Raw genomic sequence first — 22,621 nt, 5'->3', positions numbered from 1 at the left:
GAGCGAGGGAGCAGCGCATGACCAGCACCCACGAGAACCGCCCGATCCAGCACGAGGCGTCGGCCGCGTCCGCCGTCCCCCCGATCGTTGACAGGGGGGCCTGGCAGGCCGCCCGCGACGAGCTACTGGTGCGCGAGAAGGCGCACACCCGCGAGGGCGACGCGATCGCCGCGGCCCGCCGTCTGCTCCCGATGATGGAGGTCGACGCAACCATCACCGTCGTCGGGCCGGACGGGCCGGCGACCCTCCTCGACCTGTTCGATGGCCGCGAGGAGCTCATCGTCTACAAGCACATGTGGCACCTGGGCGAGCCGTTCGAGAACCAGTGCGAGGGCTGCACCCTGACCTACTTCGCCGTGCAGAACCCGGCTTACCTCCACGCGCGGGGCGTCTCGTTCGCCGTCTTCGCCAAGGCGCCTTACCCGGACCTCGCGGCGTTCGTCGACTTCATGGGCTACCCCCACCACTGGTACTCCGTGGCCGACGTCGAGGACGACATCGTGAGCGGCGACGACTTCGGGACCTGGGTGTGCTTGCTGCGCCATGGCGAGCGGGTGTTCCTCACCAACACCGTCACCGGCAGGGGCTGCGAGGCGACGATGCCCGCGCTCGCCCTCCTCGACATGACCGCCCGCGGCCGCGTGGAAGCCTGGCAGGACTACCCCGAGGGCTGGCCCGAAGGCAAGAACCCGGGCTGGTTCTGGCGCAGCCACGAGGACGGCATCGGGAACAACTGGACCGGGGGGCGGCCCACCGTTCAGTGGACCCGTCCCGGCGTCGGAGCGGTGACGTCCGAGCCCCCCCGTCACCACTGACGCCACCGGGACAGCACGACCTCGAGGCCGATCTTCGGCACCACAGCAGCCTCCGCCTGCGCTTTCCGCAGGCATGCCTCGCCGGGATCGCTGCGGTCACCACGGCCTGAACCACCGGAGCCCTCGAACGTCAGTGGAACCACGAACTGTGAGACGGGGGGTCCCGGGGGGCGAAGCCCCTCCGGGGCGGGGTCTGGGGGCTGCGCCCCCAGAAGAAAAAGCGAAGCGAGGCACGTCTGCGCCCTCCGCAGGCATGCCTCGCCGGGGCTCTCCGCAGGCATGCCTCGCCGGGGCTTTCCGCAGGCATGCCTCGCCGGGATCGCCGGGATCGCTGCGGTCACCACGGCCCGAACCACCGGAGCCCTCGAACGTCAGTGGAACCACGAACTGTGAGACGGGGGGTCCCGGGGGGCGAAGCCCCTCCGGGGCGGGGTCTGGGGGCTGCGCCCCCAGAAGAAAAAGCGAAGCGAGGCATGTCTGCGCTTTCCGCAGACATGCCTCGCTCACTCGCGTAGCCCCGACGGGATTTGAACCCGCGCTACCGCCTTGAGAGGGCGGCGTCCTAGGCCGCTAGACGACGGGGCCGTGGGAATTGCTCCTATGAAGTTTATCAGACCGCTTCTGGAGCGTTTCCGCTGGGGTACCAGGACTCGAACCTAGACTAACTGAACCAGAATCAGTCGTGCTGCCAATTACACCATACCCCAAGGGTTCGCGTTCACCCCGGGGGTGTCCGCGCCCTGTGTGCTCCACTCTAGCCGAGGCTCGCAGCGCGCTCCAAACCGGCCCTCAGTCGGGCGAGGGAGCGCTCGCGGCCCAGGAGTTCCATGGACTCGTAGAGCGGCGGCGACACGGTGCGCCCGCTCACGGCGACCCGCACGGGTGCGAACGCCTTGCGCGGCTTGAGGCCGAGCCCGTCCACGAGCGCCGCCTTGAGGGCGCCCTCGATCTGCTCGGTGGACCACTCGGGAACGGCATCGAGGCCGGTCAGGGCCGCTTCGAGCACGGGGGCGGCGTCGGCGCCGAGGTTCTTCTCGGCCGCGTCGGCGTCGGGGGCGAAGCCCTCCTCTGGCACGAACAGGAAGCGCAGCATGCGCGCGGCGTCGGACAGCACGACGCTGCGCTCCTGCACCAGCGGCGCGGCCGCGGCGAGAAGCGCGCGCTGCTCCTCCGTCGGCGTGCCGGTGATCACACCTTCGGCCTCGAGGTACGGCTCGACCCGCCGCGCGAACTCCTCCACGGGCAGCGCCCGCAGGTGCGCCGCATTGATAGCCTCGGCCTTCTTGAGATCGAAGCGTGCTGCATTGCTCGATACGCGTGTGATGTCGAACGCCTCGACCATCTCGGCCATCGTGAACACATCGCGGTCCTCGGCTATCGACCAGCCGAGCAACGCGAGGTAGTTCAGCAGCCCCTCGGGCACGAATCCGCGTTCGCGGTAGAGGAACAGGTTCGACTGCGGGTCGCGCTTGGACAGCTTGCGGTTGCCCTCGCCCGTGACCAGCGGGAGGTGCCCGTAGCGGAAAGGCCCGTTCCCGATGCCCACCCGCTGCAGCGCTTCGAGCAGCGCGATCTGGCGAGGGGTCGACGGGAGGAGGTCCTCGCCGCGCAGGACGTCGGTGATGCCCATGAGCGCGTCGTCGAGCGGGTTCGTGAACGGGTAGAGCGGGGTGCCGTCGCCCCGGGCGAGCACGAAGTCGGGCACCGTGCCCGCCTTGAACGTGACGGGGCCGCGGACGAGGTCGTCGAACGAGATGTCGCGGTCGGGCATCCGCAGCCGGAACACCGGCGAGCGCCCTTCGGCCCGGAACGCGGCCTTCTGCTCCTCGGTGTGGTCGCGGTCGGCGTTGTCGTAGCCGAGCTTGGGGTCGCGACCGGCGGCCCGGTGCCGCGCCTCGATCTCCTCCGGCGTCGAGTACGACTCGTAGACCTCGCCCGCCTGCACGAGGAGCCCGAGGGCGTTGCGGTAGGAGTCGCGGCGCTCGCTCTGCCGGTAGGGCCCGTGCGGGCCCCCGACCTCGGGACCCTCGTCCCAGTCGAGGCCGAGCCAGCGCAGGGCGTCGAGCAGCGCCTCGTACGACTCGACGGAGTCGCGGCGGGCGTCGGTGTCCTCGATGCGGAACACGAAGGTGCCGCCGTTGTGGCGGGCGTGGGCCCAGTTGAACAGGGCGGTGCGGATCAGTCCGACGTGCGGGGTGCCCGTCGGCGACGGGCAGAAGCGCACCCGGACGTCGTTGCCTGCAGTCATGATGCGGACAAGCCTATCGAGGGCTGGTCAGCCGCTTCTGAGGGGCGTAGAATTCAACAGATGTTGAGCACCGGGCGCACGACCTGCCTCGTCGTCGGCGGAGGGCCTGCGGGCCTGATCCTCGGCCTGCTCATGGCGCGGGCCGGCATCGAGACCACCGTTCTCGAGAAGCACGCCGACTTCCTGCGCGACTTCCGCGGCGACACCGTGCACGCCTCCACGCTCACCCTGCTCGACGAGCTCGGCCTCGGCGAGCGGTTCGCCGCCCTCCCCCAGCGGCGGGTGGACCGGGCGCAGGTGCAGCTCGACGTGGGCATCGCGCAGATCGCGGACCTCACCCGGCTCCCCGGCGCCCACCAGCACATCGCACTGGTGCCGCAGTGGGACTTCCTCGACCTCGTGGCCGACGCCGCCGAGGAGGAACCCACCTTCACCCTGCGGCGCAACGCCGAGGCGGTCGGGCTGCTGCACGACGGTGGCCGTGTCAGCGGGGTGCGCTACCGGGACCGGACCGACGGCTCGGAGCACGAGATCCGGGCGAGCCTGACGGTCGCCTGCGACGGACGGGGGTCGGCGGTGCGCGCGGCCGCCGGGTTGACCCCGCGTTCGTTCGGGGTGCCGATCGACGTGTGGTGGTTCCGGCTGCCGCGGCGCGAGTCGGACCCGGCCGGCGGGGTCGGCCGGGTCAGCGCGGGCGAGTTCGCGGTCATGATCGACCGCGGTGACTACTGGCAATGCGCGTTCCTCATCGCCAAGGGCGCCGACGCCGCGATGCGCGCGGCCGGTCTCGGCCGGTTCCGCGAGCGCATCGCGGCCCTGCTGCCGTGGATGGCCGACCGGCTCGACGCGCTGGAGTCCCTCGACGACGTGAAACTGCTGGACGTGAAGCTGGAGCGGCTGCGCACCTGGCACCGCGACGGCCTGCTGCTGATCGGCGACGCCGCGCACGCGATGTCCCCGGTCGGCGGCGTGGGCATCAACCTCGCCGTCGCCGACGCGGTGGCGGCCGCCCGGCTGCTCGCGCCGGCACTGCGCTCCGGCGGCATCGTGCCGCGCTCGGTGCTGCGCAAGGTCCAGCGCCGCCGGTGGTGGCCGACAGCGCTGATCCAGGGCGGCCAGCGCCTCGCCCACCGGGCCGTGCTCGGCGAGCGCGCGGCCACCGCGAGCACGCCGGTGACCGGCACCGGACCGGTCGGGCTGGCAGACGGCACCGTGCCGCTGGCCCCGGCATCGGCGCTCCCGCCACTCCTGGGCCTGCTCCGCCGGTTCCCGGTGCTGCAGGGCGTGCCCGCGCGGCTCATCGCGATCGGCCCGCTGCCCGAGCACGCCCCCGAGTGGGCCCGCCGCGTCCCGGAACCCGCCCCGCAGCCAGGTTCAGCTGGGAGTGCGGCGGGCGGCCGTCACGGGCACGGCCAGCGCCAGTAGCACTGCGGCGGTGACGGCCAGCCAGCCGAAGCCGACGCCCTCGTAGACCGGCCCGGCGAGTGCGCCCGCCACGGCGGCGCCGCCGTACGTCGCGGCGGTGTTGAGCGCGAGCACCGCACCCCGACGCCCCGGGGCGACCTCGGCCAACCGGCTGAGCAGCAGCGTCAGCCCGACGTGGTTGACCAGGCCCCAGACGACGGCGATCGCGAGGAACAGGGCGTACGCCCTGGTCGTCGCTGCGAGCGCCAGGTAGACCGCGGCCAGCAGGGCGAGTGCCGGGGCCACCAGGCGGGCGGTGCCGAAACGGTCCAGGAGCCGGTCGGCGCCCGCCGCGACGCCGAACCCGATGCCGTACGCGAGTGCGACGAGCCCGGCCGTCGTCGCACCACCCCCGTGCAATGTCCGCACCTCCACGCCGACGAACGCGAACACCCCGTAGAACGCGGCCATGAAGGCGAGCACCCCGGTGAGCAGCGTGGCGACGCCGGGCGCGCGCAGTGCGGCGATGAGAGCACCGCGGCTGGGACCACCGGGCGAGGCCGACGGCAGCAGCGCGTACAGGGACGCCTGTGCGGCGCACAGCGCGGCGAGCGCCCCGAACGCCGCCCGCCAGCCGATGGCGTCGCCGAGCACCGTGGCGAGCGGCACCCCCGCCACCAAGGCGATCGACCAGCCGGTGAGCACCCGTCCGGTCGCGCGGGCCGCCGCGCCTGGCGGGGCGAGCTCGGCGGCGAGCGCGTACGTGGCGGGCAGGAGGACGCCCACCCCGACTCCCCCGAGGAGCTGGGCGAGTGCGAGCAACGACCAGTGCGGGGCGACGGCCGACCCGGCAGCGGCCACGGCGAGCGCGCCCATCCCGGCCATCAGGACTGCGCGGCGCGGCAGGGTGTCGAGCCTGCGGCCGAGCACCAGGGCCGAAGCGACGATCCCCGCGCCGTACGCGGAGAGCGCGCGTCCGGCCTCGGCAGTGGTCGACCCGAGGCCGGCCGCGACGTCGGGGAGCAGCGGGGCGAGCACGAAGGCCTGGGCTCCGACCACGACGACGCCCGCCGTGAGAACCACGGTCGCGAGCGCCGGAGGACGTTGGCGGACGACGCTCATATACCGAAGATGGATCGGTCGATGTTGCGAGTCCAGCCACATTCATCAACTCCGAACCACGTTCGGCCGGAGGAATGTCAGCATGGGGTGGTGGACGCCATCGACCGGAAGATCCTCGGCCTGCTGATCGAGGACGCGGGGCGCACCTACGCCCAGCTCGGCCGCGAGGTCTCGCTCTCCCCTGCCGCGGTGCACGAGCGCGTGCGGCGCCTGCGCGCCTCTGGGATCGTCCGGCGGACCACCGTGGACGTCGACCCGGACGCGCTCGGCCGCCACGTGCTCGCGTTCGTGCTCGTCGACAGCGACGGCTGGGTGAAGGACGAGCTGTTCGCCGCCACCCGGGCCGACCCGCGCATCGAGGAGGCGCACTCGGTGGCGGGAAGCAGCAACTTCCTCCTCAAGGTCCGGGTGGCCGACCCGGACGAGCTGGAGGACGTCCTGCACGACCTCTACCGGGTCGAGGGCGTCGTCCGCAGCCGGACGATCATGGTGCTGCGGCGCGGGTTCGAGCGCGGGGTAGGAATCCCCGGCGTCCGCCTTACCTCCGACGTCATCGACCCACCTACCTCAGCGACGCGAGAGTGATCTCGTCACCGCCACCGAGGAGGACCCGATGCCGAACTTCACGACCGCCGACGGAACCCGGCTCGCCTACGAGGACTACGACACGACCGGGGGCACCGGCGAGGCGATCGTGTTCGTCGCCAGCTGGGTGCTGGACGCGGACATGTGGGAGTACCAGATCCCGTACTTCACCGAACGCGGCTACCGCTGCATCGCCCTCGACCGGCGCGGGCACGGCCGCTCGGACCGCCCGTCGACCGGCTACGACATCGACACCACCGCCGACGACATCGCGGCGCTGCTGGAGCACCTCGACCTGACGGGCGTCACGCTGGTGGGCCACTCGTTCGGCGGCGCCGAGGTGGCCCGCTACCTCGCCCGGCACGGCGAGGAGCGGGTCGCCCGGGTCGCGCTCGTCTCGGCGGTCGTCCCGTTCCTCAAGCAGACCGACGACAACCCGGACGGGCTCCCGGAGGCCGCGCTCGAGGCGACGATCGCCCAGTTCCGGACCGATCGGCCGAAGTGGTTCGCTCAGCAGGCGCAGGTCTGGTACGCCACCCACCTGGGCAACGACGTGTCGCCCGCCCTGATCGACTGGACGCTACGCAAGTGCCTCTCGGCCTCGCCGTGGGCGACCACGCAGCTCTTCCGGTCGATGTTCCACGCCGACCACCGGGCCGGTCTCCGGGACATCACCGTGCCCACGCTGGTCGTGCACGGCGCGGCCGACACGTCCGCTCCCGTCGCGATCACGGGACGGCGCACCGCGCAGCTCTTGCCCGGGTGCCGCTACGTCGAGTACCCCACGGCAGGGCACGGGCTGTTTGTCACGCACGCCCAGCAGCTCAACGCCGAGCTGCTCGACCTGCTCAAGAGTTGAGCGTGACCGGTCCGCGCTCGCGCAGCGCCGCGTAGGCCAACGCGTCCACGAGCGCCAGCCAAGAGGCCTCGACCACGTTGCTGTGCACGCCGACCGTCGTCCACGAACCCGCGGTGCCGGTGGACTCCAGGAGCACGCGCGTGACGGCGTCGGTGCCGAAGCTCTCCGAGCGGCCGGTCGTCAGGATCCGGACCTTGTAGTCGGACAGCTCGACCTCCGACAGCCACGGGCAGGTCGGGGTCAGCGCCGCCCGCAACGCGGCGTCCAGGGCGTTGACCGGGCCGTTGCCCTCGGCCGTCGCGATCTGGCGCCGCCCGTCGGCGAGCACAACGCGGACCGTCGCCTCGGAGACGACCACACCGTCGGTCCCGTGCTCCAGGATCACGCGGTAGGACTCCAGCGCGAACGGGACCTGCTCAACCTCACCCATCGCGGAGCGCATGAGCAGCTCCAGGGAGGCGTCGGCCGCCTCGAACGACCAGCCCGCCGCCTCCCTCTCCTTGACCGTGCGCGTCACCGCCGAGACGGCGTCGGGATGGCCGGCCAGGTCCAGGCCGAGCTCGGTCGCCTTGAGCTCGACGCTGGCCCGGCCGGCCATCTCGGTGACCAGCACCCGCTGCCCGTTGCCCACGTCCACGGGGTCCATGTGGTTGTAGAGCTCGGGGTCCACCTTGATCGCACTCGCGTGCAGGCCCGCCTTGTGGGCGAACGCAGACGTCCCGACATAGGCCTGGTGGGTGTCGGGAGCGATGTTGGCGATCTCCGCCAACGCGTGCGAGGTGCGGGTCAGCTCGCCGAGCGCGCCGTCCGGTAGGACGGGCATGCCCAGCTTGGTCACCAGGTTCCCGACGACGGCGAACAGGTCGGCGTTGCCGGTCCGCTCGCCGTAGCCGTTGGCGGTGCACTGCACGTGCGTCGCACCCGCCTGTACCGCGGTGACCGAGTTGGCCACCGCGGAGCCCGTGTCGTCCTGGCAGTGGATGCCGAGGCGGAAGCCAGTGCGCGCGGCCACCTCGGTCACCACCTCGGCGATGCCCAGCGGGAGCATGCCGCCGTTCGTGTCGCACAGCACCGCGACGTCGGCGCCTGCAGTCATCGCCGCCTCGAGCACGCGCAGCGCGGTGTCGGGGTCGAACTTGTAGCCGTCGAAGAAGTGCTCGGCGTCCAGGAACACCCGCCTGCCCTCCGTCCGCAGGAGCGAGACGGTGTCGGCGACCATCGCGCAGTTCTCGGCGACGTCGGTGCGCAGGGCCCGCTCGATGTGGCGGCGGTCGGACTTCGCCACCAGCGTCACGACCGGGGCCTGGCTGTCGAGCAGCGCCCGTACCTGCGGGTCCTCCGCCGCGGTGCGGCCCGCCCGTCGTGTGGAGCCGAACGCGACGAGCACGGCGTGCCGCAGCTCGAGCTCTCCGGCGGCGGCCCGGGCGAAGAACTCCGTGTCCTTCGGCATCGCCCCCGGCCAGCCGCCCTCGATGAACCCGACGCCGAGCGCATCGAGGTGGCGGGCCACGGCCAGCTTGTCCGCCACCGAGTAGCTGATGCCCTCCCGCTGGGCCCCGTCCCGCAGCGTCGTGTCGAAGACGTGGAAGGTGTCGCCGAGGGGGGTTCCGGCCGGTTCGGTTCGGGACATTCGAGGGGCTCCAGGCTGTCAGGGGCGTGATCGGGCAACAAAAAAGACCCCCCGCGGGTGCGAGAGGTCTGCGCGTCGGCTGTGGTGCTCGTTAGCCGACGCGCTCGTCAATAATGATCACGCAGAGGTGCTGCACGCCGTGAGTGTGGCACGGGGTGTCCCACGCTGTCACACGAGGTGCCCAGATCGTGGGATTCAGGCGTCCGCCTCCAGCCGGAGGTCCCGGCCGCGCGTCTCCGGCATCCGGATCGCCGTGACCAGGCTGACCAGCATGATCGCGCTCATGTAGATCGCCACGCCGACCCAGCCCGCCGTGAGCTGCACCAGCACCCCCGACAGCAGCGGCGCGATGCCCCCGCCGAGCACCGCGGAGAACTCCCGCCCGAGCGCCACCCCGGCGTAGCGGTACCGCGAACCCGCCAGCTCCGCGAACGCGGCGCCCTGCGAGCCGACCGTGCCGTACGCGGCGAAGACGAAGCCGATCACGATCACGAGCACGACGAGCGCCGGATTCCCCGTGTCCAACATCAGAAAGGCGGGCGCCGGGAACAGCACCAGGAACGCGGCGACGGCGATGATCACCGGGCGGCGGCCGAACCGGTCCGTCAGCGAGCCCGTGACGAACGCGGAAACGCACCCGAACAGCGCCCCGACCAGCAGCGCCTGCGGCACCAGCCGAGGGTCGACACCGACCGTCTGGATCAGGTAGCTGCCCATGAACACCTGGAACACGTACGACTGCGTGTTGCCACCGATGTTCAGCGCGAAAGTCCGGAAGAACGGCCTGCGCCCCACCGTGAACACGCTCCTGATCGGCGAGACCTCGACCTTCTGCTCCCGCTTCGCCTCCTCGAAGACGGGCGCGTCGCGCAAGCGCCTGCGCAGCACGTACGCGGCGACCGTCACGAACGCGCTGGAGAAGAACACCAGCCGCCAACCCCACGCGAGGAGCTGATCCGGGGGGAGTAGCTGGGCGAGGATCCAGACCACCGCCCCCAGCGCCGTGCCCGCCGACGCACCGACGAACACCAGCGCCGCGTACCGGCCGCGCTTCTCCCGAGGAGCGACCTCGGTGAGCAGCACCACCCCGCCCGCCTGCTCCGCACCGGCCCCCGCTCCCTGCAACAGCCGCAGCACCACGAGCAACGCGGGAGCGAGCAACCCCGCCTGCTCGTACGTCGGCAACGCCCCGATGAGGAACGTCGAGATCCCCATCAGGAACAGCGTGGCGACCAGCACGAACTTGCGCCCCAGCCGGTCGCCGTAGCGGGAGAAGAAGAGCCCGCCGATCGGCCGGGCGAGGAACCCCACCGCGTACGTGGCGAAGCCCGCCAACACCCCGATCGCCGGATCCGCCTGCGTGAAGAAGATCTTGTTGAAGATGATCGCGGTGGCGGTGCCGTAGATGACGAAGTCGTACTGCTCCAGCGCAGTGCCGATCAGCCCACCCCACGCCGCCGTGCGGAGGTTGCGCTGGTCGACGAGGTTGCCGGAGCCGTCGTCGACACCCCGCACACCAACTCCAGGCCCCACATCTTCAGCCATCCGGCCGATGCTAAGCCCACAAAGGGAGCGCCGCTGGCCGCCTGGGTATGTCAGCAAGGCCACCTTCACGACCTCCAGCGTCATGAAGGTGGCCTTGCTGACACGAGTCTTCTGGAATCGCCCCGCGGGGACCACAGCGACCGCCAACATCAGCTCGTGGATCGCTCAACGTTCCGTGCCACGTTCCCCAGCGGCGTCGCGACGGCGAAGCAACTCGTTGCGGCCGGAATGCGCGAGCGGACTGTTTACCGGCGCTGCCTCGACGGCGGGCCATGGCAGAACCCGCTGCCCGGCGTCATCTTGTTGTTCTCAGGCAAACCGACGCGGCGGCAGGCGGTACTCGCAGCAGTGCTTCTCGGCGGTCCGGAAGCCATGGTGACCGGCCTGGAAGCCTGTCGGCGGTATGGACTGCGGCGCGGACCAGCCCGACCTCAGGACGAGCGAGACCCCGTGGAGGAGGTGCACCTGCTCGTGCCGCACAGGCGCCAAGTGCGATCCGTTGGATACGTACACGTCGAACGCACGACCTCGCTGCCGGACCCGATACTCCGCTCGGGAGTCCCGCTCGCGCCGCTGCCACGTGCCTGCATCGATGCCGCCCGGCAATTGAGGACCGAAGGGGCGATCGCGGAGCTGCTGTCCGACGCGGTGCAGCGACGCCTCTGCACGGTCGCCGAGCTCTACCGGGAGCTCGAGGCGAGCTCTCGACGACACACAGCCATGCCGCGACGAGTCTTGCGTGCCGTCGCCGACGGAGTGAGGTCGGCGGCCGAGCTCGCTGCCAAGCGGATGTGGAGCAGCACCGGACTCCCATCGCCGATGTGGAACGTCGAGATCTACACCGAGGATGGGGTGTTCCTCGGCAAGGCGGACTGCTGGCTCGACGACGTCGCAATGGTGTGGGAGATCGAGTCGTCCGAGTGGCACATGAGCCCGGAGGACCACGACCGCACAGTCGAGCGCGCGGCCCGGTTCACCGCAGCGGGCGCGGTCTATACGGCGTCGAAGCCGAAGAAGATCCGAACGGACCCGATCGGCGTGGCGCGGGTCCTGCGGGCCACCTACCAACAGGCAGCAGCTCGCCCGCGCCCACCCCTGCGCGCGGTTACCGAGACAGCAAGGCCACCTTCATGGCACGAGATGGCATGAAGGTGGCCATGCTGACATTCAAAGAAGCCCTACGACGTCGGCGAAGGGGTCGCTCGCGCGCTCACCAGCGCCGCCAGGCGGTCGCCGATGGACTGGGTGTGGCCCGTGGCGCTGTGGTCGCGGGTGGCGAGGTCGAAGGCCACGGCGGCCTCGATGCGGCGGGCGGCGTCACGGTTGCCGAGGTGGTCGAGCAGGAGGGCGACCGAGAGGACGGCGGCGGTGGGGTCGGCGATGCCCTGGCCCGCGATGTCGGGGGCGCTGCCGTGGACGGGCTCGAACATGCTCGGGTTGCGCCGGCTCACGTCGAGGTTGCCGCTGGCGGCGAGGCCGATGCCGCCGGTGATGGCGGCTGCGAGGTCGGTGAGGATGTCGCCGAACAGGTTGTCGGTGACGATCACGTCGAACCGGCCCGGGTCGGTCACCATGTGGATCGTGGTGGCGTCGATGTGCTGGTAGGCCACCGACACCTCGGGGTGCTCCAGCGACACCTCCTCGACGATGCGGGACCACAGCCGGCCCGAGTAGCTCAGCACGTTCGTCTTGTGCACGAGCGTGAGGTGCTTGCGCGGCCGCCGCGAGGCGCGCGCGAACGCGTCGCGCACCACCCGCTCCACGCCGAACGCGGTGTTGGTGCTCACCTCGGTGGCGATCTCGTGCGGCGTGTCCTTGCGGAGGATCCCACCGGTGCCGACGTACGGGCCCTCGGTGCCCTCGCGGACGACGAGGAGGTCGATCTCGCCGGACGACGCGAGCGGCCCGCGAACACCCGGGTAGAGCCGCGCGGGGCGCAGGTTGACGTGGTGGTCGAGCTCGAACCGCAGGCGCAGCAGTAGGCCGCGCTCCAGGATGCCGCTGGGCACCGACGGGTCACCGACGGCGCCGAGCAGGATCGCGTCGTGCTGCTGGAGCTCGGTGAGCACCGACTCGGGCAGCAGCTCACCGGTGGAGTGCCAGCGCGCGGCGCCGAGGTCGTAGGTGGTGGTCTCGGCGCCAGGAGATACCTCGTTGAGGACCTTGAGCGCCTCGTCGATGACCTCCGGCCCGATGCCGTCCCCCGGAATGACCGCAAGGCGCATTGCCGATGTCCTCTCTCCGTCTGGCCCCGAAGCAGCCGGGCGCACGTTACCGGCCGCAACGGCGCGGGTCCGCCGTCCGCCACCCGATCGCGGTCACCCGGTCGTGTGAAACTGGTGCGGAAGCGGATCACCGCGCCGAATTCCCGCACGGGACACACCCCCGAGCGGGCCATTCTGCCCCTCCGCCCCACTGCCATGGACGGCGGCCCCGCCGTCGGCGGCACCCGGACGGCGGATGGCCGCCCTCCGAACGCGCGCGCAACGTGCCCGCCGGAACGGTTAGTGATCAACTTCCCGTGAGCGGCCACGACGCCAGCGCTTCGTAGCGGGAAGTGCGCCCGGGTCCGGCCCCGAGGTGGCTGCACACGAGGTGCAGGTCGTGCGCGGTCCACGTGCTCCCGACGAAGCCGGTCAGCTCGTCGACGCGCGGACGCAGGCTGGCGCCCTCGCGGCCACGGGCCAGTGTGAGGTGCGGCCGGTAGGGGCGGCCCTCGACGTCGATCCCCGCGCGGCGGGCCGCCGCCTGCACGGACGCGGCGAGCCTGCCGAGCGCCGCGACGTCACCGGCGATCCGGGTCCAGAGCACGCGGTCGCCGAACCGGCCCGCCCCGTGCATCGCGAGCCGCATCGGCGGGTGCTTCGCCGCGGCGCGGCCCAGCCTGGCGGCGAGGTCGGCCCGGGTCTCGTCGCCGACGTCACCGAGGAACCCGAGCGTGAGGTGCCACTGGTCGGGCCGGGTCCACCGCAGGTCCGGATGGGCGGAGCGCATCGCCGCCGTGGCCGACCGCAGCTCGTCGAGCGCGTCGGGCGGCGGCTGCACCGCCACGAACAGCCGCATCATCCGCGCCTGGGCGGCAGCGGCACGCGGGCGAGGTCCTCCGCCACCACGACCTCGCCGTCGAACACCTCCGCCGCCTCCTCGGCGAACCGGGCGGGGTCGGCGTAGCGCTGCGAGAAGTGCGTGAGCACCAGCTTCCGGACCCCGCAGTCGGCGGCCACGGACGCGGCCTGCCGGGCCGTCAGGTGCCCGTACGTCCGTGCGAGCGGCTCGTCCGCTGTGAGGAACGTCGACTCGATCACCAGCATGTCGGCGCCGTCGGCAAGCGCGTAGACGGCGTCGCAGAGCCGGGTGTCCATGACGAAGGCGAACCGCTGGCCGCGCCGCGGCACGCTCACGTCCTCCAACCGCACCTGGCCGAGCACGCCTTCGCGCTGCAGCCTGCCGACGTCGGGACCGGAGATCCCGCGCTCGGCGAGCCGTCCGGGCAGCATGCGCCGCCCGTCCGGCTCGGTGAAGCGGTAGCCGAAGGCCTCCACCGGATGGTCCAGGCGGCGCGCCTCGAGCACGCCGGCCGGACCGGACGCGAGCACACCGTCCCGTTCGACGGGCTCCTCCCACAGGTCCGCGACCTCGTGGAACGAGCTGGCGTGCCGCAGCCGCGCGAAGTACTCCCGCCCCGACGCCGGGTAGTGCGCGACGACGGGGTGTGCGACGCCGTCCAGCGAGAGCCGCTGGACGATGCCGGGCACGCCCAGGCAGTGGTCACCGTGGAAGTGCGTGAGGCAGATCCGGGTGATCGCGCTGCTCGGCACGCCGGCCAGCAGCATCTGCCGCTGCGTGCCCTCCCCCGGGTCGAAGAGGAAGCCCTCGCCGTCCCAGCGGAGCAGGTAGCCGTTGTGGTTGCGGGTGCGGGTCGGGGCCTGGCTGGCGGTGCCCAGCACGACGAGCTCCCGACCCGCCATCGCTCAGTCGAAGGAGATCAGCCGCGTGGTCCTGGCCCCCACGGACGCGCCGATCGGCTCCAGCACGCCCGGGTCGACCGGCCGGTCGACGCGGAGCAGCATGATCGCGTCGGTGCCGTCGGTGGTCTGGCTGATCTGCGCGGCCTCGATGTTGACGGCGGCCTCGCCGAGCAGCGAGCCGACGCGGCCCATCACGCCGGGGCGGTCGGCGTACTCGAGCAGCAGCACCTCGCCCTCCGCGCGCAGGTCGAAGTGGCGGCCGTTGACCTCGACCAGCTTCTCGACCTGGGCGCGGCCGGTGAGCGTGCCGGAGACGGTGATCGACTCGCCGTCCGGCATCGCCGCCCGCAGCTGCACGACGCTGCGGTGGTTCTCGCTCTCCGGAGCGGTGGTCAGCTCGACGTCGACGCCGCGCTCGGCGGCCAGCGCCGGCGTGTTGACGAACGTGACCTGGTCCTCGACGACCTTCGTGAACACCCCGCGCAGGGCCGCGAGCTGCAGCACCGAGACGTCCTCGGCGGCGAGCTCACCGGCGACGTCGACGGTGACGGAGGTGGGCACCCGTCCGGCCAGCGCGTAGAGCACGGTGCCGAGCTTCTGCACCAGCGGCAGCCACGGCCGCACCTCCTCGCCGACGACCCCGCCGACCTGCACGTTCACCGCGTCCGGCACGAACTCGCCGGCCAGGGCCAGCTGCACCGACCTCGCGACGTCGGTGCCGGCGCGGTCCTGAGCCTCGTCCGTGGACGCTCCGAGGTGCGGGGTGACGACCACCTGCGGCAGCTCGAAGAGCGGGCTGGAGGTGGTGGGCTCGGAGATGTAGACGTCGATGCCCGCTCCGCCGACGTGCCCGCTGCGGACGGCCTCGGCGAGCGCGTCCTCGTCGACGAGGCCGCCGCGGGCCGCGTTGACGATGATCACACCCTTCTTGGTGAGCGCGAGCTGGTCCTTGCCGATGAGACCGAGCGTCTCGGGGGTCTTCGGCAGGTGGATCGAGATGGCGTCGGCGCGGCGCAGCAGACCCTCGAGGTCGATGAGCTCGATGCCCAGCTGGGCGGCGCGGGCTGGCGCGACGTACGGGTCGTAGGCGATCAGGTCGACGCCGAACGCGGCGAGTCGCTGGGCGACGAGCTGCCCGATCTTGCCGAGACCGACGATGCCGACGGTCTTGCCGTTCAGCTCGACCCCGGTGAAGGAGCTGCGCTTCCACTGGCCCTGCCGCAGGCTCGCGTCGGCCGCCGGGATGCGCCGGGCGGCAGCGAGCAGCAGCGCGATCGCGTGCTCGGCGGCGGACACGATGTTCGAGGTCGGCGCGTTGACGACCATGACGCCGCGGGCCGTTGCTGCGGGCACGTCGACGTTGTCCAGCCCGACACCGGCGCGGGCCACGACCTTCAGCCGCGTGGAGGCGGCGAACACCTCGGCGTCGACCTTCGTGGCCGAGCGGACGAGCAGGGCGTCGGCGTCGCCGATGGCGGCCAGCAGCGCGGGGCGGTCGGTGCCGTCCACGTGGCGGATCTCGACGTCGTCACCGAGGAGTGCGACCGCGGAGGGCGCGAGCTTCTCGGCGAGGAGGACGACAGGGCGGGCGGCTGCGGTGCTCACGACGGATGCAGGGCTCCTGGATCGGGGTCACGGTGCGACCCCCGATCGTAGATGCGCTGATCGATGGGGGACCGGCGGCGTGGGCGGAGCGACACGCGAACGGGACGAACCGCCCGCCGGGGCACGGTTTCAGACCGTCGCCGGGCGCACCTGCTCGGCGAGCAGCTCGGCCGAGCGGAACCAGGCCGCGCGGTCGACCACCGGGAACGTCACGATCAGCTCGTCGGCGTCGGCGCGGCGGGCGAAGTCGTCCAGGTACTTCACGACGACGTCGGGGGTGCCGGCCGCCGTGTAGCGGGTCATCGCCCGGACCTGCTGGCCGGCAGGCGCATCGAGCAGGACCTCCGCCTCCTCGTCGGTGAGCTCGTTGCCGCCGCGGGAGAGGAACCGCTTGACGCGGTCGTGGTGCACGGCGTGCAGGGCGGCGGCGGCCTCGTCGGCGGAGTCGGCGGCGACGACGTTCACCGCTGCCATCGCGCGGGGCGCGGCGAGCTGCTCCGAAGGGCGGAACTCCTGGCGGTAGAGCGCGATCGCCTGTTCCAGCGCGTCAGGTGCGAAGTGCGAGGCGAACGCGTACGGCAGCCCGAGCGCGGCGGCCACCTGCGCCCCGTACAGCGACGAGCCGAGGATCGTGAGGGGCACCTTCGTGCCGCGCCCGGGGAACGCCTGCACCCCCGGGATCAGGCTGTCGTCGGAGAGGAAGGCCTGCAGCTCCTGGACGTCCTGGGGGAACCGGTCGGCCGCCCCGTGGTCCCGGCGCAGCGCGGAGAACGTGGCCTGGTCGGTGCCGGGCGCGCGGCCCAGCCCGAGCTCGATCCGCCCCGGGTGCAGGGTGGCGAGCGTGCCGAACTGCTCGGCGATCACCAGGGGCGAGTGGTTGGGCAGCATGACGCCGCCGGAACCGAGCGTGATCCGCTCGGTCTGCGTCGCGACGTGCGCGATCAGGACGCTCGTGGCCGAGGACGCCACCGCGCGCATGTTGTGGTGCTCGGCGTACCAGATCCGCCGGAACCCCCACTCCTCGGCGCGCTGCGCGAGCGCGACGCTCGCCTCGAGGCCCTCGCGGATCGTCTCGCCGTCCCGGACGGTGGCGAGGTCGAGGATCGACAGCGGAAGGGGAACGGACACGGCGGCGACCTTTCGTTGCGGGACGCCATGGTCAACCCCCGGGGCCCGCCAGGTCTTCCCGCACGGGGGCGTGGGCTACTCGCCCTCCTCGGCCTGCCGGAGGATGCGCTGGACGTACTCGCCGATCGGCTCGGCGGGACCGGCATCGGGCAGCGAGATGCACGCCGGCTCACCGAAGTCGGAGAGGACGAGGGTGACACGGGAGCCGACGTCGACCGATCCGAAGAGCCCGTTCACGCTGCCCGGGAGCTCGAGGCGGCACTCGGTGATGCGGTTCGCGGCGTCGGTGCCGACCCAGCCGGTGGCGACCGCGTCGAGATGACCTGCCTGGTCGAAGGCCGTGCGGAGCTCGTCGCGCAACGGAGCGGGGCAGGCCTCGAGCACACGCCGGGCGCTCATCGTGACGACGTGCTCCCCCGCGTCGCCCGCCCGCGCGTCCTCCACTCCGTAGAGCCAGCCGAGCACCGACAGCAGGCTCGCACCGCCCCAGCCGCCCACGTCCAGCACGTGCCACTGGTCGCCATCCTCCTGGCTGTAGACGACCCCACCATCAGCGATCTGGAAGACGTCGGGGACGTCCGCCGGGACGTCCGTCACGGTGCGGGACGTCGCGCGCCGTCGGGTGAAATCGCACACCCCCTGGCTGTGGAACCGCGCCACCCCGGCAGGCTCGGACTCGATCCGCATCTCGAAGTACACCGTGCCGGCGTCGACCGTGGCGTCGACCGCGGCCCGGATCCCGGCGTCGTTCGCACCCACCGGACCCCCTCCCCCGCCTACAGCCTGGCCCGTCAACGACGGAGGCCCGCGATCACCTCGACGGCACGGTCCAGCTCGGCCTCGGTGTTGTAGTAGTGCGGGGACAGGCGCACCAGCGGGTGCACGCCACGCACCTCCGTGTCGAACTGGGTGTCCTCGGGCACGGTTGCGGTCGCGTTGACCCCGGCCCGGGCGAGCGCGGCGACGACGTCCTCGGTCGGCACGCCGTCGACCTTCGCCGTGACGATCGCGCACCGGTCGCGGCCCAGGTCGTGCGTGGCCACGCCGGGCAGCGCGTCGAGCCGCTCGCGCAGCTGCGCGCCCAGCGCCAGGGTGCGCTCGGCGATCGCGTCCAGGCTCAGGTCGAGCGCCTGCCGAACGGCGGCGCCGAGCCCGAGGATGTTGACGTAGCTGTTCTCCCACGTCTCGAAGCGGCGGGCCCCGTCGGCCCAGGTGAAGCCCCGGCCGCCGTCCCAGGTGGCGGCCCGGATCTCGGCGACGTACGGGTCGAGCCGTTCCAGCGCGGTCGAGCGCACCCAGAGGAAGCCGGTGCCGCGCGGTCCGCGCAGGAACTTGCGCCCGGTGGCGGACAGCATGTCGCAGCCGATCTCCTCCACGTCGACCGGGAACTGCCCGACCGACTGCGTGGCGTCGAGGAGGAACAGCACCCCGGCCTCGCGCGCGATGCGCCCGATCTCGGCGGCCGGGTTGACCAGGCCGCCGCTCGTGGGGACGTGGCTCACCCCGATCAGCCGGGTGCGCTCGTCTACGAGCTCGGCGAGCGCGGCGGTGTCGAGCTGCCCGCTCTCGTCGTTCGGGACCACGACGACCTCGGCGCCGGTCCGCTTCGCGACCTGGAGGTAGGCCAGCACGTTGCTGCCGTACTCGGCACGGCCGGTGAGGATCCGGTCGCCGGGCCCGAGCGGCAGCGAGTAGAACGCGGCGTTCCAGGCGCGGGTGGCGTTGTCGAAGAGCGCGACCTCGTCGGCGGCGCCGCCCACCAGCTCGGCCACAGCGACGGACACCGCCGCGATGTCGTCCCGGGCGGCGTCGGCGGCCTCGTACCCGCCGATCTCGGCCTCCCGGCGCAGGTGCCCGAGCATGACGTCCAGCGTCGGCTGCGACAGCAGGCCCGCGCCCGCGTTGTTGAGGTGGGTCCGGTGCGCGCAGCCCGGTGTCAGGGCACGGAGGGCGTCGACGTCCATGGACCGATCATGCCGGAGCCGGAAACGTACGAACGGCACTTCCGTCCGACGGTTCGGACGGAAGTGCCGTTCGTACGATCAGCGGGTGGCTCAGGTGGCCTTGGTGCCCACCCAGCTCATCAGGCCGCGCAGCTTCTCCCCGACCTGCTCGATCGGGTGCTCCTGGCCCTCCTTCTGGAGGCGGGTGAAGTTGGGGCGGCCCGCGTCGTCCTCGGCCACCCACTCGCGGGCGAACGTGCCGTCCTGGATCTCGCCGAGGATCTTCTTCATCTCCACCTTGACGGCGGGCGTGATCACCCGCGGGCCGCGGGTGAGGTCGCCGTACTCCGCGGTGTCGGAGATGGAGAAGCGCTCGTTGGCGATGCCGCCCTCGTACATGAGGTCGACGATCAGCTTGAGCTCGTGCAGGCACTCGAAGTAGGCCACCTCGGGGGCGTAGCCCGCCTCGGTGAGCACCTCGAAACCGGTCTGGACGAGCGCGGCCGCGCCGCCGCAGAGCACGGCCTGCTCACCGAACAGGTCGGTCTCGGTCTCCTCCTTGAACGTGGTCTCGATGACGCCCGCGCGGGCGCCGCCGATGGCCGCGGCGTAGGAGAGGGCGAGCGCCTTCGCGTTCCCGCTCGCGTCCTGCTCGACGGCGATCAGCGCGGGCACGCCCTTGCCGTCGACGAACTGGCGGCGCACGAGGTGGCCGGGGCCCTTCGGCGCGACCATCGCGACGTCGACGTTCGCCGGGGGCTTGATCAGCTCGTAGCGGATGTTGAAGCCGTGGCCGAAGAAGATCGCGTCGCCGTCCTGCAGGTTCGGCGCGATGTCGTCGGCGTAGATGAAGCGCTGCTTCGTGTCCGGCGCCAGGATCATGATCACGTCGGCCCACGCGGAGACCTCGGCGGGCGTGCCCACCTGCAGACCCTCGTCCTGCGCCTTCTGCCGCGACTTCGAGCCCTCTGGCAGGCCGATCCGGACGTCGACGCCGGAGTCGCGCAGCGACAGCGAGTGGGCGTGGCCCTGGCTGCCGTAGCCGATCACCGCGACCTTGCGGCCCTGGATGATCGACAGATCGGCGTCGTCGTCGTAGTAGATGTTCACGCTCATGTCGGGTGGGGTCGTCCTTCCGGAGGTTGACTAGCGAACAGCTGCGGCGGTGATGGAGCGGGGACCGCGGCCGACGGCCACCATCCCGGACTGCACCATCTCCCGGATCCCGAACGGCTCGAGGTTCTTGAGCAGCGCCCCGAGCTTCTCGGCGGTGCCGGTGGCCTCGATCGTCAGGGCCTCCGGCGTCACGTCCACGGCCTTGGCGCGGAACAGGTTCACGATCTCGAGCACCTGGCTGCGCACGCCGGGGTCGGCGCGCACCTTGACCAGCAGCAGCTCCCGCTGGACCGACGCCGCCGGCTCGAGCTCCACGATCTTGATGACGTGCACGAGCTTGTTGAGCTGCTTGGTGACCTGCTCGAGCGGGAAGTCGTCGACGGCGACCACGATCGTCATCCGCGAGACGTCGGGGTGCTCGGTGGGGCCGACCGCGAGCGACTCGATGTTGAACCCGCGGCGCGAGAACAGGCCCGAGACGCGGGCGAGCACGCCCGGCTTGTCCTCGACCAGCACCGACAGGGTGTGCCTCTGGGTCATGCTTCCCTCGTCATCTGCGTGCTGGCCGTCGCGTCGTCGGCCACGATCTCGTCCGCGTCGAACAGCGGCCGGATGTTCCGGGCCGCCATGATCTGGTCGTTGCCGGTGCCTGCGGCGACCATCGGCCACACCTGGGCGTCGGCGCCGACCACGAAGTCGATCACGACCGGGCGGTCGTTGATCTCCATGGCCTGCTGGATCACCTTGTCGACCTCGTCCTTGGACTCCGCACGCAGTCCCACGCAGCCCATGGCCTCGGCGAGGAGCTTGAAGTCCGGGATCCGGTGCTTGTGGGTGCCGAGGTCGGTGTTGGAGTACCGCTCTTCGTAGAAGAGGTTCTGCCACTGCCGGACCATGCCCAGGTTGCCGTTGTTGATGATGGCGACCTTGATCGGGATGTCCTCGATCGCGCAGGTGGCGAGCTCCTGGTTGGTCATCTGGAAGCAGCCGTCACCGTCGATCGCCCACACCAGCGCGTCCGGCCGCGCCATCTTGGCACCCATCGCGGCGGGCACCGCGAAGCCCATCGTGCCGAGGCCCCCGGAGTTCAGCCACGAGCGCGGCTTCTCGTACTTGATGAACTGGGCCGCCCACATCTGGTGCTGGCCGACGCCCGCGGCGTAGACCGCGTCCGGCCCTGCGATCTGCCCGATCCGCTCGATGACGTACTCCGGGGACAGCGAGCCGTCGGCGGGCCAGTCGTAGCCCAGCGGGTAGGTCCTGCGGAGCTCGTCCAGCTGCGCCCACCACGCGTCGAGGTCGGCCGCGCCGGAGGCCTGCTCCGCGCGGACGGCGTCGATCAGCTCGGTGATGACCTCCTTGCAGTCGCCCACGATCGGGACGTCCGCGCGGCGGTTCTTCGAGATCTCGGCCGGGTCGATGTCGGCGTGCACGACGGTGGCGTGCTGGGCGAACGTCGACAGCTGCCCGGTGACCCGGTCGTCGAACCGGGAGCCGAGCGCGACCAGCAGGTCCGCCTTCTGCATGGCGGCCACCGCCGCGACCGTGCCGTGCATGCCGGGCATGCCGACGTGCTGCGGATGGCTGTCCGGGAACGCGCCGCGCGCCATCAGCGTGGTGACCACCGGGATCCCGGTCAGCTCGGCCAGCTCGAGCAGCTCGGCCGTGGCCTCGGCCTTGAGCACGCCGCCGCCGACGTAGAGCACGGGCTGCTTGGCCGCGCACATCAGCTTGGCGGCCTCGCGGATCTGCTTGCCGTGCGGCCGGGTCGTCGGCCGGTAGCCGGGCAGCTTCATCTCCGGCGGCCAGGAGAACGTGGTCTTCTCCTGCAGCACGTCCTTCGGGATGTCCACCAGCACCGGGCCCGGTCGGCCCGTGGACGCGAGGTGGAACGCCTCCATGATCGCGCGCGGGATCTCCGCAGCGTCGGTCACGAGCATGTTGTGCTTGGTCACCGGCATGGTGATGCCGGTGATGTCGGCTTCCTGGAACGCGTCGGTGCCGATCAGCGGGCGGCTCTGCTGGCCCGTGATCGCGACCACCGGGATCGAGTCCATGTGCGCGTCGGCGATCGGGGTGACCAGGTTGGTGGCGCCGGGACCCGACGTCGCCATGCAGACCCCCACCTTGCCGGTGGCCTGCGCGTACCCGGTGGCGGCGTGGCCGGCGCCCTGCTCGTGGCGCACCAGGACGTGCCGCACCTTGGTGGAGTCGAGCAGCGGGTCGTACGCCGGGAGGATCGTGCCGCCGGGGATGCCGAAGACGACCTCGCAGCCCACCTCCTCGAGGGAGCGCACGAGCGACTGGGCGCCGGTCATCGGCACCTCCTCGACGCGCCGTACGGGCGCGGCCTGACCCGTGGTCACGGGCTGGCCCTGGCGGCCCGGAGGCGGCCCCGGCTTCGGGGCCGACGGCCCGGGAACCGGGCCGGATCGGGGCGTTGCGGTGGTCATCTGCTGATCGCTCCGCATTGGTTTCGGGATCCGGACAGAAAAAAACCCTCGACCGTCGGGCTGACGGAACGAGGGTGGCGCGTCGACGACCGAGGACTCGCTCAGGCGTGGACGCGCCTGAGAAGTACGAGCACCCGGATGGCGGACATGGCAGCGACGCTAGCGGCCGGGCGCACCGAGAGTCAATTCCTTGAGAAGGC

General features: G+C 71.8%; 19 protein-coding genes and 2 tRNA genes. 5 read left to right on the top strand and 16 right to left on the bottom strand.

The genetic code is table 11. The annotated features are described in order from the left end of the window. Positions 1-17: 17 nt before the first annotated feature. Positions 18-815 carry a DUF899 family protein gene (locus FB388_RS01960; protein ID WP_142096039.1) on the top strand — a complete coding sequence of 266 codons (798 nt, stop codon included), beginning with the start codon at positions 18-20 and terminating at the stop codon, positions 813-815. 512 nt (positions 816-1,327) lie between these two features. On the opposite strand, the gene FB388_RS01955 is transcribed toward FB388_RS01960, so the two are convergent. From FB388_RS01955 to gltX, 3 genes are all read right to left on the bottom strand, one after another. Then, positions 1,328-1,400: transfer RNA gene (locus FB388_RS01955), tRNA-Glu, on the bottom strand. A 50-nt stretch (positions 1,401-1,450) separates the two neighbouring features. Then, positions 1,451-1,522, bottom strand: a tRNA-Gln gene (locus tag FB388_RS01950). A gap of 47 nt (positions 1,523-1,569) precedes the next feature. Beyond that, the gene (gene gltX, locus FB388_RS01945; RefSeq protein ID WP_142096037.1) at positions 1,570-3,063 is read right to left on the bottom strand and encodes a glutamate--tRNA ligase; all 1,494 of its coding nucleotides are present in this window, start codon (positions 3,061-3,063) and stop codon (positions 1,570-1,572) included. A 60-nt stretch (positions 3,064-3,123) separates the two neighbouring features. On the opposite strand from gltX, the gene FB388_RS01940 reads away from it, so the two are divergent. Further along, positions 3,124-4,488 (top strand): FAD-dependent oxidoreductase, encoded by a 1,365-nt coding sequence (locus tag FB388_RS01940; protein ID WP_142096034.1) that lies wholly within the window; start codon positions 3,124-3,126, stop codon positions 4,486-4,488. Here FB388_RS01940 and FB388_RS01935 read toward each other — a convergent pair. After that, positions 4,438-5,589: an MFS transporter gene (locus tag FB388_RS01935; protein WP_170225432.1), complete on the bottom strand. Its 1,152-nt coding sequence runs from the start codon at positions 5,587-5,589 to the stop codon at positions 4,438-4,440. The genes FB388_RS01940 and FB388_RS01935 overlap by 51 nt on opposite strands. Before the next feature lie 90 nt (positions 5,590-5,679). On the opposite strand from FB388_RS01935, the gene FB388_RS01930 reads away from it, so the two are divergent. Together FB388_RS01930 and FB388_RS01925 are read left to right on the top strand one after the other, a co-directional pair. After that, the gene (locus FB388_RS01930; protein ID WP_142096028.1) at positions 5,680-6,174 is read left to right on the top strand and encodes an Lrp/AsnC family transcriptional regulator; all 495 of its coding nucleotides are present in this window, start codon (positions 5,680-5,682) and stop codon (positions 6,172-6,174) included. A 28-nt stretch (positions 6,175-6,202) separates the two neighbouring features. Further along, a complete protein-coding gene (locus tag FB388_RS01925) occupies positions 6,203-7,033 on the top strand; it encodes an alpha/beta fold hydrolase (RefSeq protein ID WP_142096025.1) in 831 nt (276 codons plus the stop codon). Here FB388_RS01925 and cimA read toward each other — a convergent pair. After that, a complete protein-coding gene (gene cimA, locus FB388_RS01920; RefSeq protein WP_142096023.1) occupies positions 7,023-8,663 on the bottom strand; it encodes a citramalate synthase in 1,641 nt (546 codons plus the stop codon). The two genes, FB388_RS01925 and cimA, sit on opposite strands and share 11 nt — an antisense overlap. A gap of 195 nt (positions 8,664-8,858) precedes the next feature. Beyond that, positions 8,859-10,208, bottom strand: a complete 1,350-nt coding sequence (locus FB388_RS01915; RefSeq protein ID WP_142096020.1) for an MFS transporter — start codon at positions 10,206-10,208, stop codon at positions 8,859-8,861. A gap of 156 nt (positions 10,209-10,364) precedes the next feature. On the opposite strand from FB388_RS01915, the gene FB388_RS01910 reads away from it, so the two are divergent. Beyond that, a complete protein-coding gene (locus FB388_RS01910; protein ID WP_142096017.1) occupies positions 10,365-11,357 on the top strand; it encodes a hypothetical protein in 993 nt (330 codons plus the stop codon). A gap of 29 nt (positions 11,358-11,386) precedes the next feature. On the opposite strand, the gene FB388_RS01905 is transcribed toward FB388_RS01910, so the two are convergent. From FB388_RS01905 to FB388_RS01860, 10 genes are all read right to left on the bottom strand, one after another. Further along, a complete protein-coding gene (locus tag FB388_RS01905) occupies positions 11,387-12,433 on the bottom strand; it encodes a 3-isopropylmalate dehydrogenase (RefSeq protein ID WP_142096015.1) in 1,047 nt (348 codons plus the stop codon). Between the two features lie 286 nt (positions 12,434-12,719). Beyond that, the gene (gene thpR / locus FB388_RS01900; protein ID WP_142096012.1) at positions 12,720-13,271 is read right to left on the bottom strand and encodes an RNA 2',3'-cyclic phosphodiesterase; all 552 of its coding nucleotides are present in this window, start codon (positions 13,269-13,271) and stop codon (positions 12,720-12,722) included. Then, positions 13,271-14,176 carry a ribonuclease Z gene (locus tag FB388_RS01895; protein WP_142096010.1) on the bottom strand — a complete coding sequence of 302 codons (906 nt, stop codon included), beginning with the start codon at positions 14,174-14,176 and terminating at the stop codon, positions 13,271-13,273. The genes thpR and FB388_RS01895 overlap by 1 nt, the downstream gene beginning before the upstream one ends. A gap of 3 nt (positions 14,177-14,179) precedes the next feature. Next, positions 14,180-15,781: a phosphoglycerate dehydrogenase gene (gene serA, locus FB388_RS01890; RefSeq protein ID WP_142096007.1), complete on the bottom strand. Its 1,602-nt coding sequence runs from the start codon at positions 15,779-15,781 to the stop codon at positions 14,180-14,182. 129 nt (positions 15,782-15,910) lie between these two features. Further along, positions 15,911-16,909, bottom strand: coding sequence for an LLM class flavin-dependent oxidoreductase (locus tag FB388_RS01885; RefSeq protein WP_142096004.1), 999 nt, complete (start codon positions 16,907-16,909; stop codon positions 15,911-15,913). A 75-nt stretch (positions 16,910-16,984) separates the two neighbouring features. Beyond that, on the bottom strand, positions 16,985-17,668 hold the full coding sequence (locus FB388_RS01880; protein WP_142096001.1) for a hypothetical protein: 684 nt from the start codon (positions 17,666-17,668) through the stop codon (positions 16,985-16,987). A 32-nt stretch (positions 17,669-17,700) separates the two neighbouring features. Then, the gene (locus FB388_RS01875; RefSeq protein WP_142095998.1) at positions 17,701-18,873 is read right to left on the bottom strand and encodes an aminotransferase class V-fold PLP-dependent enzyme; all 1,173 of its coding nucleotides are present in this window, start codon (positions 18,871-18,873) and stop codon (positions 17,701-17,703) included. 90 nt (positions 18,874-18,963) lie between these two features. Beyond that, positions 18,964-19,968, bottom strand: a complete 1,005-nt coding sequence (ilvC, locus tag FB388_RS01870) for a ketol-acid reductoisomerase (RefSeq protein ID WP_142095996.1) — start codon at positions 19,966-19,968, stop codon at positions 18,964-18,966. 30 nt (positions 19,969-19,998) lie between these two features. Next, positions 19,999-20,508 (bottom strand): acetolactate synthase small subunit, encoded by a 510-nt coding sequence (ilvN, locus tag FB388_RS01865; protein WP_142095994.1) that lies wholly within the window; start codon positions 20,506-20,508, stop codon positions 19,999-20,001. Then, a complete protein-coding gene (locus FB388_RS01860; RefSeq protein WP_142095992.1) occupies positions 20,505-22,421 on the bottom strand; it encodes an acetolactate synthase large subunit in 1,917 nt (638 codons plus the stop codon). The genes ilvN and FB388_RS01860 overlap by 4 nt, the downstream gene beginning before the upstream one ends. Positions 22,422-22,621: the final 200 nt, after the last annotated feature.

The organism is Pseudonocardia cypriaca, assembly GCF_006717045.1.
GTDB lineage: Bacteria > Actinomycetota > Actinomycetes > Mycobacteriales > Pseudonocardiaceae > Pseudonocardia > Pseudonocardia cypriaca.
Note: the sequence above shows the minus strand (reverse complement) of the source record. Positions and strands in the feature narration are given on the sequence as shown.

What these genes read in the sequence shown, in the direction of transcription:
- FB388_RS01860 (WP_142095992.1), bottom strand. Translation starts at nt 22,421, where the DNA reads ATGACCACCGCAACGCCCCGATCCGGCCCGGTTCCCGGGCCGTCGGCC.
- gltX (WP_142096037.1), bottom strand. Translation starts at nt 3,063, where the DNA reads ATGACTGCAGGCAACGACGTCCGGGTGCGCTTCTGCCCGTCGCCGACG.
- cimA (WP_142096023.1), bottom strand. Translation starts at nt 8,663, where the DNA reads ATGTCCCGAACCGAACCGGCCGGAACCCCCCTCGGCGACACCTTCCAC.
- FB388_RS01905 (WP_142096015.1), bottom strand. Translation starts at nt 12,433, where the DNA reads ATGCGCCTTGCGGTCATTCCGGGGGACGGCATCGGGCCGGAGGTCATC.
- FB388_RS01935 (WP_170225432.1), bottom strand. Translation starts at nt 5,589, where the DNA reads ATGAGCGTCGTCCGCCAACGTCCTCCGGCGCTCGCGACCGTGGTTCTC.
- FB388_RS01895 (WP_142096010.1), bottom strand. Translation starts at nt 14,176, where the DNA reads ATGGCGGGTCGGGAGCTCGTCGTGCTGGGCACCGCCAGCCAGGCCCCG.
- FB388_RS01960 (WP_142096039.1), top strand. Translation starts at nt 18, where the DNA reads ATGACCAGCACCCACGAGAACCGCCCGATCCAGCACGAGGCGTCGGCC.
- ilvN (WP_142095994.1), bottom strand. Translation starts at nt 20,508, where the DNA reads ATGACCCAGAGGCACACCCTGTCGGTGCTGGTCGAGGACAAGCCGGGC.
- FB388_RS01940 (WP_142096034.1), top strand. Translation starts at nt 3,124, where the DNA reads ATGTTGAGCACCGGGCGCACGACCTGCCTCGTCGTCGGCGGAGGGCCT.
- FB388_RS01925 (WP_142096025.1), top strand. Translation starts at nt 6,203, where the DNA reads ATGCCGAACTTCACGACCGCCGACGGAACCCGGCTCGCCTACGAGGAC.
- ilvC (WP_142095996.1), bottom strand. Translation starts at nt 19,968, where the DNA reads ATGAGCGTGAACATCTACTACGACGACGACGCCGATCTGTCGATCATC.
- FB388_RS01875 (WP_142095998.1), bottom strand. Translation starts at nt 18,873, where the DNA reads ATGGACGTCGACGCCCTCCGTGCCCTGACACCGGGCTGCGCGCACCGG.
- FB388_RS01915 (WP_142096020.1), bottom strand. Translation starts at nt 10,208, where the DNA reads ATGGCTGAAGATGTGGGGCCTGGAGTTGGTGTGCGGGGTGTCGACGAC.
- thpR (WP_142096012.1), bottom strand. Translation starts at nt 13,271, where the DNA reads ATGCGGCTGTTCGTGGCGGTGCAGCCGCCGCCCGACGCGCTCGACGAG.